Source organism: Pontibacter chinhatensis, from assembly GCF_900113285.1.
In the GTDB taxonomy this organism is placed as follows: Bacteria; Bacteroidota; Bacteroidia; order Cytophagales; family Hymenobacteraceae; genus Pontibacter; species Pontibacter chinhatensis.
Genome location: NZ_FOOT01000005.1, coordinates 69,101 through 87,989 on the forward strand (window position 1 = coordinate 69,101; position 18,889 = coordinate 87,989).

General features: G+C 52.5%; 13 protein-coding genes. 5 read left to right on the top strand and 8 right to left on the bottom strand.

Annotated elements, in window-relative coordinates:
* Window positions 1-183: 183 nt before the first annotated feature.
* The 8 genes from bioA to BM040_RS14765 all read right to left on the bottom strand — a co-directional run bounded on the left by bioA (window position 184) and on the right by BM040_RS14765 (window position 7,667).
* Entirely contained in the window at window positions 184-1,500 is a 1,317-nt protein-coding gene (gene bioA / locus BM040_RS14730) for an adenosylmethionine--8-amino-7-oxononanoate transaminase (protein WP_092103131.1), read from the bottom strand.
* A gap of 44 nt (window positions 1,501-1,544) precedes the next feature.
* Window positions 1,545-2,108 (bottom strand): hypothetical protein, encoded by a 564-nt coding sequence (locus BM040_RS14735; RefSeq protein WP_092103133.1) that lies wholly within the window; start codon window positions 2,106-2,108, stop codon window positions 1,545-1,547.
* Window positions 2,109-2,490: 382 nt separating this feature from the next.
* A complete protein-coding gene (gene bioD / locus BM040_RS14740; RefSeq protein WP_092103135.1) occupies window positions 2,491-3,105 on the bottom strand; it encodes a dethiobiotin synthase in 615 nt (204 codons plus the stop codon).
* Entirely contained in the window at window positions 3,102-4,223 is a 1,122-nt protein-coding gene (locus BM040_RS14745; RefSeq protein WP_245756231.1) for an aminotransferase class I/II-fold pyridoxal phosphate-dependent enzyme, read from the bottom strand. Before BM040_RS14745 ends, bioD begins: the two co-directional genes overlap by 4 nt.
* A gap of 85 nt (window positions 4,224-4,308) precedes the next feature.
* Window positions 4,309-5,310 carry a biotin synthase BioB gene (gene bioB / locus BM040_RS14750; protein ID WP_092103137.1) on the bottom strand — a complete coding sequence of 334 codons (1,002 nt, stop codon included), beginning with the start codon at window positions 5,308-5,310 and terminating at the stop codon, window positions 4,309-4,311.
* A 285-nt stretch (window positions 5,311-5,595) separates the two neighbouring features.
* On the bottom strand, window positions 5,596-5,988 hold the full coding sequence (locus tag BM040_RS14755; protein WP_139217818.1) for a hypothetical protein: 393 nt from the start codon (window positions 5,986-5,988) through the stop codon (window positions 5,596-5,598).
* Window positions 5,989-6,173: 185 nt separating this feature from the next.
* A complete protein-coding gene (locus tag BM040_RS14760; protein WP_139217819.1) occupies window positions 6,174-6,881 on the bottom strand; it encodes a hypothetical protein in 708 nt (235 codons plus the stop codon).
* Window positions 6,882-7,034: 153 nt separating this feature from the next.
* The gene (locus BM040_RS14765) at window positions 7,035-7,667 is read right to left on the bottom strand and encodes a hypothetical protein (RefSeq protein ID WP_092103143.1); all 633 of its coding nucleotides are present in this window, start codon (window positions 7,665-7,667) and stop codon (window positions 7,035-7,037) included.
* A 248-nt stretch (window positions 7,668-7,915) separates the two neighbouring features.
* Here BM040_RS14765 and BM040_RS14770 point away from each other — a divergent pair, with 248 nt between their 5' ends.
* The 5 genes from BM040_RS14770 (at window position 7,916) to BM040_RS14790 (ending at window position 18,722) form a co-directional block, all read left to right on the top strand.
* The gene (locus tag BM040_RS14770; RefSeq protein ID WP_092103145.1) at window positions 7,916-10,819 is read left to right on the top strand and encodes a ligand-binding sensor domain-containing protein; all 2,904 of its coding nucleotides are present in this window, start codon (window positions 7,916-7,918) and stop codon (window positions 10,817-10,819) included.
* 272 nt (window positions 10,820-11,091) lie between these two features.
* Window positions 11,092-14,073: a SusC/RagA family TonB-linked outer membrane protein gene (locus tag BM040_RS14775; protein ID WP_092103147.1), complete on the top strand. Its 2,982-nt coding sequence runs from the start codon at window positions 11,092-11,094 to the stop codon at window positions 14,071-14,073.
* A gap of 16 nt (window positions 14,074-14,089) precedes the next feature.
* Window positions 14,090-15,568 (top strand): RagB/SusD family nutrient uptake outer membrane protein, encoded by a 1,479-nt coding sequence (locus tag BM040_RS14780; protein WP_092103149.1) that lies wholly within the window; start codon window positions 14,090-14,092, stop codon window positions 15,566-15,568.
* 88 nt (window positions 15,569-15,656) lie between these two features.
* Complete coding sequence (locus BM040_RS14785) at window positions 15,657-17,285, top strand: glucoamylase family protein (RefSeq protein WP_092103151.1); 1,629 nt, start codon at window positions 15,657-15,659, stop codon at window positions 17,283-17,285.
* A gap of 54 nt (window positions 17,286-17,339) precedes the next feature.
* Entirely contained in the window at window positions 17,340-18,722 is a 1,383-nt protein-coding gene (locus BM040_RS14790; protein WP_092103153.1) for a glucoamylase family protein, read from the top strand.
* Window positions 18,723-18,889: the final 167 nt, after the last annotated feature.

The following is an 18,889-nucleotide window of genomic DNA, read 5'->3' on the forward strand; positions in this document are numbered from 1 at the left end:
CCGGAACAGCATCCCTCCAACCTCATAGCTATACTTTAAAACTCGAGTTACACTTTACTACTTTTGCTTAGGTGTAAGCCCACCCCTAACCCCTCCCGAGAGGGGAATTCCTACAGGTGTAATTTGATTCCCCTCTCGGGAGGGTGCAGGGGTAGTTAGTGGCAACCTATACTTTATATTTGCCTAATCATGCAGCATGATGGAGTCCGGGCGCGGGTGCTGCCTTTTGCCCGCCACAATCTCCTGCATTCCTTTCAGGGTCTGGTACACCTGGTCCAGTTGGGCATCGGTGATGCAGTAAGGTGGAATCACGTAGATGATGTTGCCCAGTGGACGAAGTATGACGCCGTTGTCCAGCCCGAAACTGTACAGCGTGTCGCGCAGGTCGCTGAAGTAGGAGGTGGCGCCATCGTAAAACTCTATGGCCAGGATGGTGCCCTGTTGCCGTACTTCCAGCACTTGCGGCAGGTCTTTTATACTTGCGGCAAAGGCTGCGTGGCGTTGTGCAATGTGGTTTATACTTTCCTGCGTCTCGGGCTGCAGCAGCAAATCAAGACTGGCCAGTCCGGCGGCGCAGGCCACCGGGTTGGCCGTGTAGCTGTGGCCGTGGAAAAGGGTTTTGCTTCGGTCGTCGTGCAGGAAAGCTTCGTAGATTTTCTCGTTGCAGGAAGTCGCTCCCAGTGCCATCGTACCACCTGTTAAACCCTTAGACAGGCAGACCATGTCCGGCTTTTGCTGCAGGTAGTCGGTGGCGAAGGTGCGGCCGGTGCGGCCAAAACCAGTCATCACCTCATCGGCAATGTTAAGGATGCCGTGCTGCTGGCAGATGGCCATGAGTTTATCGAGCACCTCCGGCTTGTACATTATCATGCCCCCGGTTCCCAGCACCAGCGGCTCATAGATGAAGGCGGCGATATCGCCTTGTGCGGCAAGTTTTTCTAGTTGCTTTATACTTTCCTCTTCCTTACCGGCGGTTGGCACGTCGATGAATTCCACCTCAAACAAGAAAGGCCAGAACGGGGCGGTAAAGGCGCTGCGGGCGCTCACCGACATGGCCCCAAAGGTATCGCCGTGGTAGCTGTCGCGGAAGGCGATGATTTTCTTTTTAGGCGTATCGAGGTTGTTCCAGTACTGAATAGCCATTTTGATGGCCACTTCTACGGCAGTAGAACCGTTGTCGGAGTAAAAAATACGGCTCTGGCCCGCTGGTAATATCTGCAGAAGACGCTCGGCAAAAGTAACGGCAGGTTCATGGGTAAAGCCCGCGAAGATAACGTGCTCGAGCGTGCGCAGCTGCTCGGCCACCTTTTCGGCAATGTAGGGGTGCGCGTGCCCGTGCAGGTTCACCCACCACGAGGCCACGGCATCAATGTAGGTTTTGCCATCCTCCGAAAACAAAAGCGCTCCCTCGCCCCGCACAATCGGAACAGGCAAGGCGGCAGTTTTCATTTGCGTGTAAGGATGCCAGATAATATGTTGGTCGCGTTCAGCTAAGTTCATAACAAAAGAATTTTTAGAAGGGATAATGGCAGAAAGTATGCGGTTTATACTTTGGTAACCTGCCGCAATATCTTTTTGCCCCGGGCCAGCATGGCAGGCGACCCATCCTGGAGGTAAAACTCTGTTTGCGCCTGCAGCTCTTCTTTAATCCAGGGAAAAGTATAAGAAAAGTTCAGAAGGATGTCCAGGCAGTTTACCCTTACAGCAACAGGAGTTTCAGGTTTGATGAGCCAGTCGAAAATCACCTCCACGATGTTTTCCTGGTCGGCTATACTTGCCAGTGCCTCGCGGCAGGCTATAGGTGCCTTGGGACTGGTCAGGTGCATCAGGATTTTAGTGAAGCAACGCTGGCAACTGGAGTTCTGCTGCTCGTGCAGCCGCTGTACAAACTCTGGGAAGTAGTACAGAAAGCAGTCAGGGTACGAGAGGGCTGCATGCTCCAGCACCCAGGCCGACCGGAAGGCAATGGTTGGAGCATCCTTCCAGAAGCTGATATCGAGTAAATCAGGGATAGGAAGCTTTTCGTCTCCTGCCAAAGCGGCCAGCTCCTGTACGTTGGATTTGGAGAGTGTGGAAGACAAGGCCTCTAGCAAAGCTTCTCGGGTCATAGCCGGTGCTATAAAGTATAAATCAAAGCAGCAAACACTTGCCTGTAGTCCTGAGCAGGCGAGCCATACTTTAAACCAGGGAAAGAGCGCAAGGTTTTAAAGTATAACGCCTTTCTGTAGTAAACAGGGCTATTAATTTCTTTAGAAACTGTCCCCTTGAGGGGACTATAGGGGTGTTAAGCTAATAGCCAGAGACTTCACCCAAAAGCTGACACCCCTCTAACTCCCCTCAAGGGGAGAGTTATGCCTAAGCGATATCTAACTTCGAATCCAAAGGCCAAGTGGACAAAGTAGAATTTTACAGCTCTCCCTTTACCAGGCAGTTATGTTGTTGCAATAAAGTATAAATCCAGCGTAGAGTGTCTTCTATAGGCGACGGGGATTATAGGTAACCTTCGAACTGTTTGGCGTAGGCTGCCACAGTATCCTTGCAGAAATCAGCTTCCTGGCGGATGGAGGGCAGCAGGCGCAGACCCGTATACTTGACGATAAAGTCTTCGGAGGTGGCGTTCTCCTCACCGTTAAAAATAATGCCGGCAACCGGAATTTTGCGGTAGCGCAGCACCTCGGCAGTAAGCAAAGTATGGTTTATACTTCCCAGGTAGTTGCGCGACACAAGTATAACCTCCAGGCCCAGCTGCTGCACCAGGTCCAGCACCAGGTAGCGCTTGTTCAGGGGCACCATCAGGCCGCCGGCTCCCTCCACAATCAGGTTGTTTTGGGTATCGGGTAGGCGCATGCCTTTCACGTCGATTTCGATGCCCTCGGCAGCGGCAGCTTTGTGCGGCGACGCGGCCATTTTGAGGCGGTAAGCCTCCGGGTGGAAAACCGAGCGCTCATTCGAAACCAGACTCTTTACAGTGTCTGTGTCGGTGAAGTCCAGGCCGCCTGCTTGCACAGGTTTCCAGTAATCGGCCTGCAGGGCTTCGGTAAGTATGGCAGCGGCAACCGTTTTGCCTACGTCCGTACCGATTCCTGTTACAAAATATCGTTTCATGTACCTTTGGCTATGGCCTGCACGAGGCCCTCAATTTCTTCTTCTCTATTAAAAGCATGCACAATTACGCGCAGCCGTTCCGTACCCTGGGGCACAGTTGGTGGCAGCACGGGGCGCACGTCAAAACCTTGTTGTTGCAGTGCAGCCGCCAGCGCCTTGAGCCGCTGAGGCTGTTGCAGGAAGACAGAAAGTATAACACTGCCTTCCGGGGAGCAGCTGATGCCGCTTATGTTGTTCAGTTTTCGGTACAATAGCTGCGCCAATTCCTTAACCCGTGCCCGCTCTTCTTTAAGCTCCGGTAATAAAGTATAGGCGCATTTCAGGGCCACCAACGCGTGCGTGGGTAGCCCGGTAGTATAAATAAAAGCGCGACTGTAATTGATGAGAAACTCGCGGAGCACCTGCGGACCCACCACGGCGGCCCCGTGCAGACCCATGGCCTTGCCGTAGGTCAGTACCCGGGCAAACACCTCCTGCTCCAGCCCCAGGGCCGAGACAAGTCCTTCGCCTTTCTCACCATAGAGGCCCACGGCATGTGCCTCATCCACAATAAGTGCCGCCTTGTGCGCGTTACATACTTGAGCCAGTTCCCGCAAGGGGGCCTGGTCGCCATCCATCGAGTATACCGACTCCACCAGCACGTATACCTGCCCGCTTGTCCGCTGCAGTTTTTGCCGCAAGTCTTCCACGCTGTTGTGGCGAAAGGAATAGCTCTTGGCAAAGCTCAGCCGCAAGCCGTCTTTCATGGAGGCATGGCTGGCCTCGTCGTACAACACGGTATCGCCACGCTGGGGCAGAGCCGACAATAAACCCACGTTAGCAGTGTAGCCGGAGTTAAAAAGCAGCGCCGCCTCCGCGTGGTGGTAGCGCGCAATTATCCCCTCCAGTTCCTCAAACAGTGGGTTGTTTCCTGATAACAGTCGGGAGCCGGTCGCGCCCAATGGCAAGTGTGTATACTTTTCCTCTTCCTTGTGGATAAGTGCCCGCAGTTTCTCAGAGCGAGCAAGGCCGAGGTAATCGTTCGAGCAGAAGTCGGTAAGGCCGGAGGTGGTTTTCAGTGCCCGCAAGTTGCCCTGCGCCGCACGCTCCGCCAGCTTCTGCTGTAGTTTTATTGACAAAGGATTTTGTGACAAAGGACAAAGGAATTAAAAAGTAGTACCTTAAAGTATAAGTCTTTTGTCTTATGTCAAACAGTCTTTTGTCTTAAGAGCAAACGTGTTGCGTCTCTTCTTTAAATGATTTTCTAGGGTTCAGGCCCAGCAGTTCGAACATGGCTTTGTCCGCGTCGAAATCCGGGTTAGGGGTTGTAAGGAGCTTCTCACCGGTGAAAATAGAGTTTGCGCCGGCCAGGAAGCAAAGTGCCTGCTCCGTCACGCTCATGCGCTCACGTCCGGCCGACAGGCGCACCATCGACTTTGGCATCAGGATACGGGCTGTGGCAATCATGCGTACCATCTCCCATACCGATACCAGCGGCTGATGCTCCAGCGGCGTGCCTTTTACCGGCACCAGCGCATTCACCGGCACCGACTCCGGGTGCTGCTCCATGGTAGACAAGGTATGCAGCATTTTAATACGGTCCTCGTCCGTCTCGCCTAAACCAATAATACCACCAGAGCATACGGAGATACCTGCCTTGCGCACGTTGTTGATGGTGTCCAGGCGGTCGTCATAGGTACGGGTGGTGATGATGCTGGCGTAGTTCTCCTCGGAAGTATCCAGGTTGTGGTTATAGGCGTAGAGGCCGGCCTCTTTCAGCTTCTCGGCCTGGTACTCGTTTACCATGCCCAGCGTGCAGCATACTTCCAACCCCAGGTCATTTACGCCTTTCACCATGTCCAGCACCTTGTCGAAGTCGCGGTTATCGCGCACCTCGCGCCAGGCGGCGCCCATGCAGAAACGAGTAGAACCGCCTTCTTTGGCACGCTGGGCTGCCGAAAGCACCTGCTCCTGGCTCAGCAGCTTGTGCACCTCCACGCCGGTGTGGTAGCGCGCTGCCTGCGGGCAGTAGGCGCAATCCTCGGTGCAGCCGCCGGTTTTAACAGACAATAACGTACATACCTGCACCTCGCCGGTGGCCTGGTATTGCTTATGCACATTGGCCGCCTCTACAATCAGCTCCAGTACGGGCTTGTTGTAAATGGCTTCAATTTCCGCCAGACTCCAGTCGTTGCGGAGAGCTGTGTTTTGTCCGTTCTGCATCATGGTACTCGTGTTTAGGGTCACGAAGGTAATTTGAAGATTTAGGATTTAAAAATCAAAAGTATGGGCAGTTTCGGTGGATAAATAGTTAACTGCTTCAGCTTGTGGCGCTTCTTTGTGGATAAATTACTTTGTTGATTTGTTAAGAAAAATTGTTTAGCGGGTTGGGTGTGGAAAACAAAAAGCCCCTGCTGACGGGCAGGGGCGGGGAGTAACGGTAAGTACAGGCTGCGAACAAGGCGTAGCCGAAGTATGGAGCCTGTGCAGGGGTATACATTGTTGTTTTGCCTATGGCACCACATCATATACAGTTGTGCTGTTGTTCTCAAAGATTTCTGCCTGAATCTTTCTTCCTAATGCTACCACCTCTTCAAGGGTCGAATTAGATTCAATTCTGATTACTGGTGCTGGTGTCAAGGATTGATAATGTGGTTGATTGCCATACGTCGTCATCACACTTTCCAATTCATACATTTGGGCAAATTCTTTTAGCTTATCAATGAAAGGGGTTTGCTCTTCAACCATTGACTCAAACTCGAGGTTGAACTTTCCCTTTTCATAAACGAAGTAGAGGCAGTCAATCCCATTGGAAGTAATGCCAATGAAATCAAATTCTGTTTGCCCATTTTTTAGCTTTGTTAATGTAGTAGTCAGCTCATCTATTTTTATTTTGTCTGCCATTTGGATGGTTTGTTCATTGTTTGTCTGTACTGCCGACACAGTGCCCGCGTTTCCACAGCTTACCAATAAGGCTATTCCTAACAGTTGGAGGGTAGAGTTAATTATTTTCATTTATGACTTCAGTGTGGTGTAATAGACAGGGCTTTGCGTTGGCGTAGCTACTGTAAAGGTGTGGTTAAGCTACTTTATTTCAATTTGTCTATAATGGGAACAGTCATTGGTAAATAGCCTACTCCATAATGCCCCTTTATGACAATGTTATTACTTTTGTCAAGCTCTATTTTCTTATAAATAGTGTAGAAGAATTCAATATCAGAATCAGTTCTATCTATTTCATCTTCCAGAATCAACTCATTATCTGACTGCACGGTTAGTATTGAAAAAACCCTGTCACCAACAAAGCGGGCCAAGATGCTAACTTTGACTAAGTGACCATGAATTTGGAAGTTTGCGCATCTCATAACAAAGTCTTCGTTAAGCCCTATTTCTATTCCCTTATCATAAGCTGTACCTGCGCTAACACTCAAGGAAGCATTTCTTAAGTCATGTGCAACTAAATTTAATGTTTCGCACGCTCTCTTCCAAAGCAGTTTCTTTTGTTCTGGGAGAGCTAGCGCCTCCAATTCTGTCCTGTTGAACAAGGCATTATGGTGAACATGTCCTCCATAGCTGTGGGTATAGTTTAGCTCCAACTGCTGGTTACCTTCATATGAAGCTTGAGTATAGAATTTTAGGTTTAAAAACTTTATTTTCTTTCCTTCATATGTCTCATTTAACAGCCTATTTAAGAGCATGGCTAATGGGAAAAATCGCTTGGTATTCTCATCAAGCTTCTCTTCTCCGTCATAAAACCAAAAAAGTAACCTATCTATCATCTCTAAATTATTGTTCAATGGAGCTTAACTAGAGTATAAATGGAACCTTATTCCGTTTATACTCTAGTTGGCTTCTAAACGGAGTATAATTTAAATATAGCAAACTCTATCTAAACAAAAAGAGCACCCGTTGCCAGGTGCTCTTCTAATGCTGTAATCATACGTTATACTTTACGCTTCCTTTTTCTCCTCCAGGTGCACCAGGTAGCGGGTTAGCTTGTCCCACTGCAGCTGCTGGAAGATAGCCCAGCCACCCTCGGCTACAAAAGTGTTCAGCACGGCGCGGTTACCGGCGTCTTCGCCCTGGTTGTTGATGGCCTCATTTTTACCAATCTCATACCCGTGGATGGTGTTGCCCTCGCGCGTCACCCGGAAGGTGCTGCTGGCTTCTTTCGAGAAAAAGTGCTTCACCTCCGCCTCGTCTGCGGCCATTTCTTTTGGTTTCTCGCTGGGATGCACGGTAAACTCGGCCAGGTTCTCCTCCTCCCGAATATCCGTTACCTGCACCCAGTTTTCAATGGTGGAGGCCGGCAGGATAATCTTCATGTAATACCCGTGCTCCGGCTTGAGCGACGTGGTGTGGCGTCCGCGGTTGTCGTAGAGCTCAAACGTGGAGTTAACGCCCGAGAGCTTGGTCCAGTCGTTCACGTTAAAGAGTTTTTGCCTGGAGCGCTCAAAGGCCGCGATGGCTTCCTCCTTGGAGGGGTAAGTGTTCTCGTTCTGGTAGAGTTTGTCCTTCGTTTCCTCGCCCTGCAGCACCTTGGCCTCTTTTTTTACCTTGTTAAAAATATCCTTTATCGACATAGCTGTATTTCGTTTTGGTGATGCGGAATATATTTCCTCAGAAGAAGAATGTACGCGCAGCAGGGGCGGATGTTGGACGATAAGGCGGTTTAGGTGCCTGCAAAGTATAAAAAAGAGGGTAGCGCATCAGAAAGTATAAAAGCCGGCGTTGAGGTGCAGTATCATAAAAAGGGAATAAAATCAACCTTATATACTAGGTATTATATTGCTAACTTAGCACTTCAAAGTCAAGAACATAAAGAAGCTAGATGATAGCGATACTGAAGGAAGGACAGAGGTGGCTTGTTTTGTGGCTGTTGCTGCTGGCAGCAGGGGCAAAGGCGACGGATGCCGGCAAACTTGGCTTCCCGTACATTCAAAACTACACAAAACAGCAATACAAGGCCGGAAACCAAAACTGGTCGGTTGCGCGCGGTGCCGACGGGGTGATGTACTACGGAAATTCCAGCGGGCTGCTGGCTTTCGACGGCAGCACCTGGCAACTGCACCGGATGCCTAACAACGTAATTGTGCGGGCTGTGGCCGCCGATAACAAGGGGCGTATTTACGCAGGGGGCTTCGGAGAAATGGGCTATTGGAGCCACGACAAGCAGGGACGCTTCGGCTATACTTCGCTGACAAACCTGGTGCCCGCCGCACATAAGCTCCCGGACGAAGTATGGAAAATTTACGTGGAAGGCGACAAGGTATACTTTCAGTCGTTTTCGGGTATTTATACTTTCCAGGACGGTAAAATCAGTGTGATAAAAGCGCAGCGTCCGTTCCTGTTCCTGCACCAGGCCGGCAACCGCTATTTTGCGGAGGTTATATCAGAGGGCCTCTTCGAGCTGAAGGAAGGCAGCCTGCACTTTGTACCCGGCAGCCGGAAGCTGGGCGACTCGGGCATCCTGTGCATACTTCCCTACACCGATGGCAGCTACCTGGTAGGCACCGCTAAAAATGGCCTGTTTCTGTTCGATGGGCGCGAGTTTAGACCCTGGCAGAACGAGGCCAACGACTTTCTGAAGACTTACCAGCTGAACAACGGCACCCGCATCAACGACAGGCACTACGCCTTCGGTACGATTCTGAACGGAGTAGTGGTGCTGGATGAGCAGGGCAGGCTCCTGCACCGCCTCAGCAAATCCAATGGCCTGCAGAACAACACGGTGCTCAACCTCCACGCCGACAGCTCCCAAAACCTGTGGGTGGGGCTCGATAACGGCATCGACAGGGTAGACGTAACCTCGCCTTTATACTTTTACTTCGATAAGGTGGGCAACTTCGGCACCGTGTACAGCAGCATCATCCACGGCGACAAAATATACCTGGGCACCAACCAGGGCCTGTATTACAGCAACTGGAGCCCAGGCAACCCCGACGCCACCCAGCACCTGGACTTCCGGATGATCGAAGACTCGCAGGGGCAGGTGTGGGAGCTGAAAAAGATGGGTGGAGATCTGCTTTGCGGGCACAACGAAGGCACCTTCAGGGTGGAGGGCAACAAGCTGGTGAAAATCTCTGACGCGAAGGGCGGTTGGACGATAAAGCAGCTGCGGTCGGAGCCGGAGGTGCTGATACAAGGCACCTATACCGGCCTGGCTGTATACCGCAAGGATACCAGCGGCCATTGGGCATTCTCACACATGGTGGGTGGCTTCGGGCAACCGAGCAAGCACGTGGAGCAGGACCAGGACGGCCACCTGTGGGTGAGCCACGCCTACAAGGGCCTCTACAGGCTAACGCTCAGCCCGGATTTGCGGCAGGTAACCCATACCCAGAGCTTCGACGAGAGCCATGGCTTGCCAGGTACCCACAAAGTACACATTTCGCGCCTGGCTAACCGGTTGCTCTTTTCCACCGGCACCGGCTTTTACCAGTACACCGAGGGCACAGGCCGGTTTTCACCGCACCAGGAGCTGAACAGTCAGCTGGGGCCTTTGGCCAGTGCCAGCCGTATCCTTCCGGCCTCCGGTCAGAAGCATTGGATCATTAACCATGGCAAAATAGCCTTGGCAGATCTGTCCAGCCCGCAGCAGCCGCGCATCAACACCAGCCAGTTCAGCATCCTGGACGGCCGCATGGTGCAGGAGTACGAAAGCATCAGCAAGATCAGCGATTCGGTTTACCTGATAAGTATAGACGATGGCTTTGTGATCTATAACACGGAGGCCAGGCAGCCGCCAAGTATAAAGTTGCCCCCGGTGCTTATTCGGAAGGTGGAGAACACGACCGACCACCAAGGCGTGCTGAGCGAAACAAACCGTCAGGAGACGTTACTGGAGCTCCCCTTTAGCCAGAACAACCTGCGTATCTCTTATGCCTTGCCATACTTTAAGCAGGCACAGGTCGAGTTCCAGCACTTGCTGGAGGGGCAGTCCGGCACCTGGTCGGCGTGGAGCAGCAATACCCAGACTGAGTTTACCAACCTGCGGCAGGGAGAGTATAAATTTAGGGTGCGTGCGCGCATAAACGGGGAGGAGATAACAGCGGATACCCTCTACCGTTTTGTGGTGCTGCCACCCTGGTACGCCACCTGGTGGGCCTACACATTTTATACTTTGCTGGCAGTTGTGCTGCTGTGGCTGGGGCGCAGGCTATACTTTAAAAAACTGCAGCGCGACCAGCAGCGCATACAGCAGCAACTGGAGCAGGAGAAGCAGGAACAGCTGCGGCAGGAGGCACTGCTGCACGAGCAGAAGCTGGTGAAACTGCGCAACGAGCAGCTCAAAGCCGAGCTTGCCAGCAAGAGCCGGGAGCTTGCCAGCACCGCCCTGAACATCGTGAACAAGAACGAGCTGCTGCAGAACATCAGCCACGAGGTGAACAAGCTGCAGGACGCGGAAGGCAACAGGCTGCCGGAGCGTCAACTAAAGAAAATACAAAAAATTATCCTCGATGGCATGAGCTCCGAAACCGACTGGAGCCTGTTTGAGAAGAGCTTTAACGAGACCAATGCCAACTACTTCAAGAAGCTGAAAGAGGGCTATCCGGAGCTTACTCCGAACGATATGAAGCTGTGCGCCTACCTGCGCATGAATATGACGAGCAAGGAAATCGCCTCCCTGCTGAACATTACGGTGCGAGGGGTGGAGCTGCGCCGCTACCGCCTTCGCAAAAAGCTCAACATGGACCCCGATAAAAACCTGGTGGAGTTCTTTATGGAGATTTAGCACCACATCATTACTACATCATCCACCTCTCATGCCGCCGGAACTATGCTTCTGGCGGCTTTTTTTGCGCCTTGCCTTCATCCATAACACCCGCGCTCCGTATACAGAAGTATGCACTTACCGGGCCTAATCTGTGCAATCCCGTAGGGGTAAGCACTCACTATTTTAGCGTATGATGTGGTATTGTAGTAGCTGAATTTTTGGGTGCTGAGCGGGAATTCCGGACTTTTAAATCATTATCCTAATCAAAATTAAAACCTATCATAAAACGTATGAAGAGAAAATTTTTACTACTCGTCATGTGCCTGCTGACATTCCACCTCTCCTTTGCCCAAAGTACAATTACGGTGCAAGGCAGAGTGACGGATGCCGAGACAGGCCAGCCGCTGATTGGAGCGGGTGTGGTAGTGCAGGGAACCACCACCGGTGCCCAGACCGACGCGGATGGTAATTATACTTTAAGCGCCCCCTCCGATGGTACGCTTACCTTTAATTACTTAGGCTATAAGGCAACTTCGGTTCCGATAAACAACCGCACAAGTATAAACGTGCAGATGGAGACTGACGCCGCTACACTGCAGGAAGTAGTGGTAACCGGCTACGGTGTGCAGGAGAAGCGCGACGTGACAGGCTCCATCGCCTCGGTAAAGAGCGAAGAACTGGTACGGCAGGCCTCCCAGAACCCGGTTAGCTCGCTGCAGGGTAAAGTGGCCGGTGTAACCATCACCAACTCGGGCGCACCCGGAGCCTCTCCCCAGATTCGAATTCGCGGTGCAGGTTCTGCCTTGGGTAGCACAGACCCGTTGTATGTAGTAGATGGTACGTTCGTAAACGACCTGAGCTTCCTGAACCCGGCTGACATTGAGTCGATTGAGATTTTGAAAGATGCCTCCAGTGCCGCCATTTATGGGGTACGTGCCGCCAACGGCGTGGTGCTGGTTACTACCAAGCGTGGCAAGGCCGGAGAGTCTACCGTAAACTACAATGGCTTTGTGGGAGTGCAGCGGGTTACCAACCAGCTCGACATGACCAACGCACAGGAGTATGCTACCCTGGTAAACGAGAAACTCAGAATAGAGAACCCGACGGCCAACCTTATTCCAACAAACCTGCCAAGCACGGATTGGTATGATCAGGTGCTGCGTACTGCCACCATTCATAACCACCAGGTATCCGCTTCCGGTGGATCTGAAAAAGTAACCTATATGGCCAGCGCCGGCTACCTGAACCAGGAAGGCATCGTAAAGGGCGACGAGTACCGCCGTATCACCGCGCGTCTGCAAACTGACTTCCAGGTTAGCGAAAACATCAAGGTAGGCTACAATGGTATTTTCTATGATTATCAATCAGATAACATCCCATCCGATATCTTCTACCAGGCCTTCGTGGCGCCTCCCATCATTCCTGTATTTGAGCCAAACGGCCGTTATGGCGACCCGGCCAACTATCCGGTAGGAAACTTCGCCAACCCACAGGCGTCTTTGGACTGGTTTAACCAAAAATCCAACGGACAGCGCTTAACTGCAAATGCGTTCGGTGAAGTAAGTTTTCTGGATGGCTTCACCTTCCGTACCAGCCTGGGCCTGAACTATGGAATAGATGAGTACAGAAACTACCGTTCTCAGGACTCGCTTACTAGCGTACAGTATGCTTCCAGAAGCCTTTTGACACAGCAAAGAAGCAAGTCAAACATGTGGCTCTGGGAAAACACCCTGACCTATGACAAGACCTTTGGCGACCACGACCTGACCGTGCTTTTGGGTACTTCTGCCCAGGAAGACAAGTCGAACTTCTTTAGAGGTTCTGTGAACGATGTAGAGTTTAACTCAGAAGCAGACCTGTACCTGGACTTAGGTGATCCTGAAACTGCCCTTATTGATGCGGGCGGTGCACGTGGCACGTTCGTTTCTTATTTCGGTAGAGTCAATTACTCCTTCCTCGATCGCTATTTGTTAACTGCCACGCTTCGCTACGATGCCTCCTCCAACTATCCGCGCAATGACAGGTGGGAGTATTTCCCTTCTATCGGCTTAGGCTGGCGTGTTTCGGAGGAAAACTTTATGCAGAACCAGGCTATATTCGATAACCTGAAAATAAGAGCGAGCTGGGGTAGACTGGGTAATAACAACATTCCGGCAAACATCTACAGACTGCCGGTTGACAGAGACCCGCGTTTAGCAGCTATATACAATGGAGTGCTATTCCCGGGCGCAAACCTGAGAGAGGTTGTACCTGCCACACTGTTCTGGGAGATTGTAGAAGAAGTTGACCTGGGTGTTGAAATGGGCTTCCTGAATAACAGGCTGACTGTGGAGGCAGACTGGTATAACAAGCAAACCAAGGATGCCATCTTCGGACTTACTCCGCTTGGGTTCTTAGGCTTGGGTGGCCAGATCAGAGGCAACTTCGCTGACTTCCGTAACCGTGGTCTGGAGTTGATTGCCAACTGGAGCGATGACCTGTCCACCGATTTCAGCTACAACATTGGTGTGAATTTCTCGCGCAACCGAAACGAGGTAACAAGTATAGCTACTGAGAACGCGGCCTTCTATAATGGCAACTTGCCAGTAGGTGGTTACCAGGTAAGCATAACCCGCGTGGGCGACCCGATTGGTTCGTTCTTTGGCTATGAAGTGGATGGTATCTTCCAGAACGAGCAGGAGGTTGAAGGATCCGCACAGCCGAACGCTGTTCCCGGCGACTTCAGGTTCAGAGACAGAGATGGTAACGGCATTATCGATGAGAGAGACAAAACGATAATCGGTAATCCAAACCCAGGATTTACTTACGGCATCAACACAGGGTTCCGCTTCAAGAGCTTCGACCTGCAGCTGGACATACAAGGAGTGGCTGATGTGGATATTTACAACGGTAACCGCAACGTGCGCTTCGGTAACGAGAACTACGACAAAGACTTCTACGACAACCGCTGGACCGGACCCGGGTCTACCAATTCTTACCCATCGGCTAAGTTAACCGGCAGAAACCTGGATCCAAGTGATTACTATGTAGAGAGCGGCAGCTATGTCAGAATCCGTAACCTGCAGTTAGGGTATAACTTACCGAGCGGAGTGGTGAATACCCTGAAGATGCGCAACCTGCGTGTATATGTAAACGCCCAGAACCCGGTAACCTGGTTTAAGTACAACGGCTTCTCCCCAGAGGTGAGCGGCGCTCCAATTAGCCAGGGTATCGACCGCAACGTGTACCCGCTGTCGGCTACTTACAACTTTGGTGTTAATGCTACATTCTAATTAACAGGGAAAACCCATGAAAAATATATTTTATAGCGTTAAACGCAACTCATTTATACTCATCAGTGCGCTGACCATTGGAGGCCTGGCCTCCTGCTCGGAGGACTTCCTGGATGTGGAGCCTGAAGGCGTAGGGGTAGGAGAGGATTTTTTTACGACTGCAGAGCATGCCAGGCTTGCCATTAACTCTGTCTATGGCAACACAAGGGAGTGGAACGTGATCGCTTTTGCCCACCTGGCCATTACCACCATCACCTCCGACAATGCTGCCAAAGGCAGTGTACCTGGAGACGCCGGCTTTATGGACGAGTACGACAACTTTACGCTGACAGCTACAGAAGGGCAGCTGAACGGCTACTGGAACGGACAGTATCAGGCGATCAACCTGACAAACCAAATCCTGACGAATGTACCGCTCATTGATATGGATGCGGCTGAAAAGGAGCGTATCCTGGCTGAGGCGAAGTTTTTCCGTGCCTACCACTACTTTAGCCTGGTTAGGGCCTTTGGTGGTGTGCCGCTACGTTTGTCTGTGCCACTGCCAGGCGAACAGGAAGATCCGGCTACGCTGAACATTCCAAGATCGAGCCCAGAGGAGGTATACGCGCAGATTATAAAGGACCTGACTGAGGCTGCAGCAGTGTTGCCAAACAGAGGAGCTACTGCACGGGGCCGTGCCACACAGGGGGCTGCCCTGGGTATGCTCGCCAAAGTACAGCTGTACCAGCGCAACTGGCAGGAGGTCGTAAACCTGGCAAACCAGGTAGAAGGCCTAGGGTATAACCTCGTGGAGGATTACTACAGCATTTTCCGCATCGCAGGAGAGCACAACAACGAGTCTATCTTTGAGATAGAGGCACAAACAGTACCTGGTAACTGCCCAGCCTCCAACAGCCAATGGGCTGAGGTGCAGGGTGTTCGCGGTCAGTTTGGCTGGGGATTTGTTGAGCCAACCGAGGATCTGGTAAACGCTTATGAGGAAGGCGATGAGCGCCTGGATGCCACCATCCTGTTCAGAGGCGAGACCACACCGGAAGGAGATTTAATCAACCCGAACGCGCCAAACCCAAGGTATAACCAGAAGGCTTATGTGCCGAGCTTTGTTACTAACGAGTGCGGTTACGCCAAAGATCAGAACGTGCGTATCCTGCGCTTTGCCGAGGTGCTGCTGATGCGTGCGGAGGCATCCAACGAGTTGGGTGATACGCAGCAGGCGCTGGCAGACCTGAACCGCGTGCGCGAAAGAGCCGGTCTGGACCCTATCGAATCAGCAACGCAGGAAGAGCTGCGCAACCTGATTTGGCATGAGCGCCGGGTAGAGCTCGCCCTGGAAAACGGCGACCGCTTCTTTGACCTAGTGCGCCAGGGCAGGGCTGCAGAGGTGCTGCAGGCACAGGGCAAGCAGTTCCAGGCGGGTAAAAATGAGTTGATGCCGATTCCGCAGCAGCAGATCATTCTCAGCAACGGTACCCTTACTCAAAACCCAGGTTATTAATCACTAAACTTTTAAAGTATGGAGCCGCTGCAAAGTGGGGCTCCATACTTTCTTTTCTTTCAATCAAACCCCACCCTTACCCCAAAGGATGATAAACAAACAGCTTTGCTACTGTTGTCTGTTACTGCTATGCGCGCTGCTATCGTGTAAGAGTGAGCCGGATGAAGGGCAGCCTACACCAGAGCCAACGGAGCCCGACACGCCAGCGGTGCCGACGGCTGCAGAAAACAGAGCCCTGCTGGATGAGGTGCAGGAGAGTACCTTCCGCTATTTCTGGGATTTTGCGCACCCTGCCAGCGGCATGGCCCGCGAGCGCAGCAGCTCCGGCGATCTGGTAACGACTGGGGGCACCGGCTTTGGTGTGCAGGCCATACTTGTAGGCGTGCATCGTGGATGGATAACACGTGAACAGGCTGTAACGCGACTAAACAAACTTACCGATTTTCTGGCCCGTGCCGACCGCTTTCATGGGGCATGGCCACACTGGCTTGACGGCAACACTGGTGCTACCATACCTTTCAGTCCCAAAGACAATGGCGGCGATCTGGTAGAGACATCCTTTCTGATAAACGGACTGCTGACGGCCCGCGCATACTTTGATGGCGGCGGGGCAGAGGCCGAGCTCCGGCAAAAGATCACCCAGCTCTGGGAGACGGTGGAGTGGGACTGGTACGCCTCGCGCGGCGACGGCAAGCTCTACTGGCACTGGAGCCCCAACTATGGCTGGGAAATGAACCTACCGATACGGGGTTGGAACGAATCACTGATCACGTACGTGCTGGCTGCCGCCTCGCCCACACACCCTATCTCGCCGGAAGTATACCAGAACACCTGGGTAAACGCCAATTTCGGGGCGGCCCAAAACTACGGCGGCTATACTCTGAAAATGGGACCGGCCTACGGTGGTCCGCTATTCTTTGCCCACTACTCTTTCCTGAGCCTGGACCCGCGGCAGCTGGAGGATAACTATACTAACTACTGGCAGCACAACCTGAACCATACCATGGTGAACCGCTCCTACAGCCTCAGCTCCGCGCCCAAAAACTACGGCTATACCGAGAGCTTCTGGGGCCTTACGGCTTCGGATGATCCGGATGGGTATGCTGCGCACTCACCGGCCAACGATAACGGAACCGTGGCACCCACGGCGGCGCTCGGCTCTTTCCCATACACGCCCTACTACAGCATGCAGGTGCTCCGGAATATGTACAACGGTCTTCGCAGCAGGATGGTGGGGCAGTATGGCTTGCGGGATGCCCATAACAAAGCCCGCAACTGGACGGCCACCGATCACCTAGCCATCGACCAGGGGCCTATCGTCGTGATGCTGGAAAACTACCGCAGCGGCTTGCTCTGGAGTCTTTTCACCAAACTGCCGGAGGTACAAACCGGGCTTTCAAAACTTGGTTTCCGGCAACCGACTTATGAGACCGGCTTCCCGCTGGTAACCCCCGACATCAGAACAAACCAGGTAGACCTGCTGCGCCACCCGGACAAGGATAACTATTTGATGGATGTGGCCACAAAAGAATCCGGAAGCTATACTTTAAAACTGCTGAAAGAAGACGGCACGGAGGTGAAAACAATCTGGAACAATGAGAGCAAAGGCCCTGGCCTGGAGCAGGTGGCACTGGGGCAGGAACTCGCGCCGGGAAAGTATAAACTGGTGCTCCAAGCGGGCGCTACATCCTGGGAGCTTATGCTTTCCCTCCATTAGCAACAAGTAGAAACAGTAGCAGATATAAGATTACAGAAATAAAATAACATTGACATGAAGCGAACCTTACTAGCCATACCCTTGCTGGCTGCCCAGCTTTTCTACGGCTGCCAGAATTCTTCCGAAACCTCTACCACGACAACTGAAACGGCTGCCGATACAACCGCAACAGACGTCAAGCAGCTTTCGGATGAGGAACTGCTGACACGGGTGCAGGAGCAGACTTTTCAATACTTCTTGGATGGAGCGGAACCTAATTCAGGTCTAGCCCGCGAGCGCATCCACATCGATGGCGAGTACCCGCAGAACGACCAGAATGTAGTGACTACCGGCGCCACTGGCTTTGGGCTGATGGCCATTGTTGTGGGAATAGAGCGTGGCTTTATTACCCGAGAGGAGGGGGTACAGCACCTGCAGAAGATGGTGAACTTCCTGGAGAAGGCAGACCGCTTTCATGGCGCCTGGCCGCACTGGCTGCATGGCGAGACGGGTAAAGTAAAGCCCTTCAGCCCGAAAGACGACGGTGCCGACCTGGTGGAAACAGCCTTCCTGGTGCAGGGCATGCTGACCGTGCGCCAGTACCTGCAGGACGGCAATGAGCAGGAGAAAGCCTTGGCCGCCCAGATAGACAAGCTCTGGAAAGAGGTGGATTGGAGCTGGTTCCGAAACGGCGGTCAGAACGCGCTGTACTGGCACTGGAGCCCGAACCATGGCTGGGCCATGAACTTCCCGATACGCGGGTACGACGAGTGTCTGATAACCTATGTGCTGGCGGCTTCCTCCCCAACCCACGGGGTGCCTGCCGAAGTATACCACGAGGGCTGGGCCCGCAGCGGCGCCATCAAATCCGATGCGACAAAGTATGGCCATGAGGTGGTGCTGAACCACAACGGGCACAAAGGCAGCGTAGGACCGATGTTCTGGGCGCATTATTCTTACCTGGGCCTGGACCCGCGCGAGCTCACTGACAAGTATGCCGACTACTGGAAACTTAACCGCAACCATACGCTGATTCAGCGCGACTACTGCGTGGATAACCCGAAAGGCTACAAAGGCTATGGCGAGAACGCCTGGGGGCTTACCGCCAGCTACTCCGTGAACGGTTATTCGGGCCACAGCCCGGAAAACGACCTGGGCGTGATCACGCCGACGGCTGCCTTATCGTCCTACCCGTATGCACCGGAAGAATCGATGAAAGTTATCCGCCACCTGTACGAAGACCTGGGCGACAAAGTGATCGGCAAGTATGGACCATACGATGCCTACTCGGAACAGGACAACTGGTTCCCGCAGCGCTACCTGGGCATCGACCAGGGACCGATTGTGGTGATGATCGAGAACGGACGCACCGGTTTGCTGTGGGATCTGTTCATGAGCGCTCCTGAAGTACAGGCCGGCCTCAAGAAGCTCGGCTTCCAGAGCCCGCAGCTGAAGTAAATATAAAGTATAAAAGCTGGCGCGGGAGTTTCTCCTGCGCCAGTCCTAATATAGGTCTGTTTAGTTCTGGTTTTGCTGTTTATATAGGTTCTGTCATTCTGTGAAGAAACTTGGTGGAATAAGCCTAAGCTTATGCTACAAGGCCACCAAGATCCTTCCAGGATGAC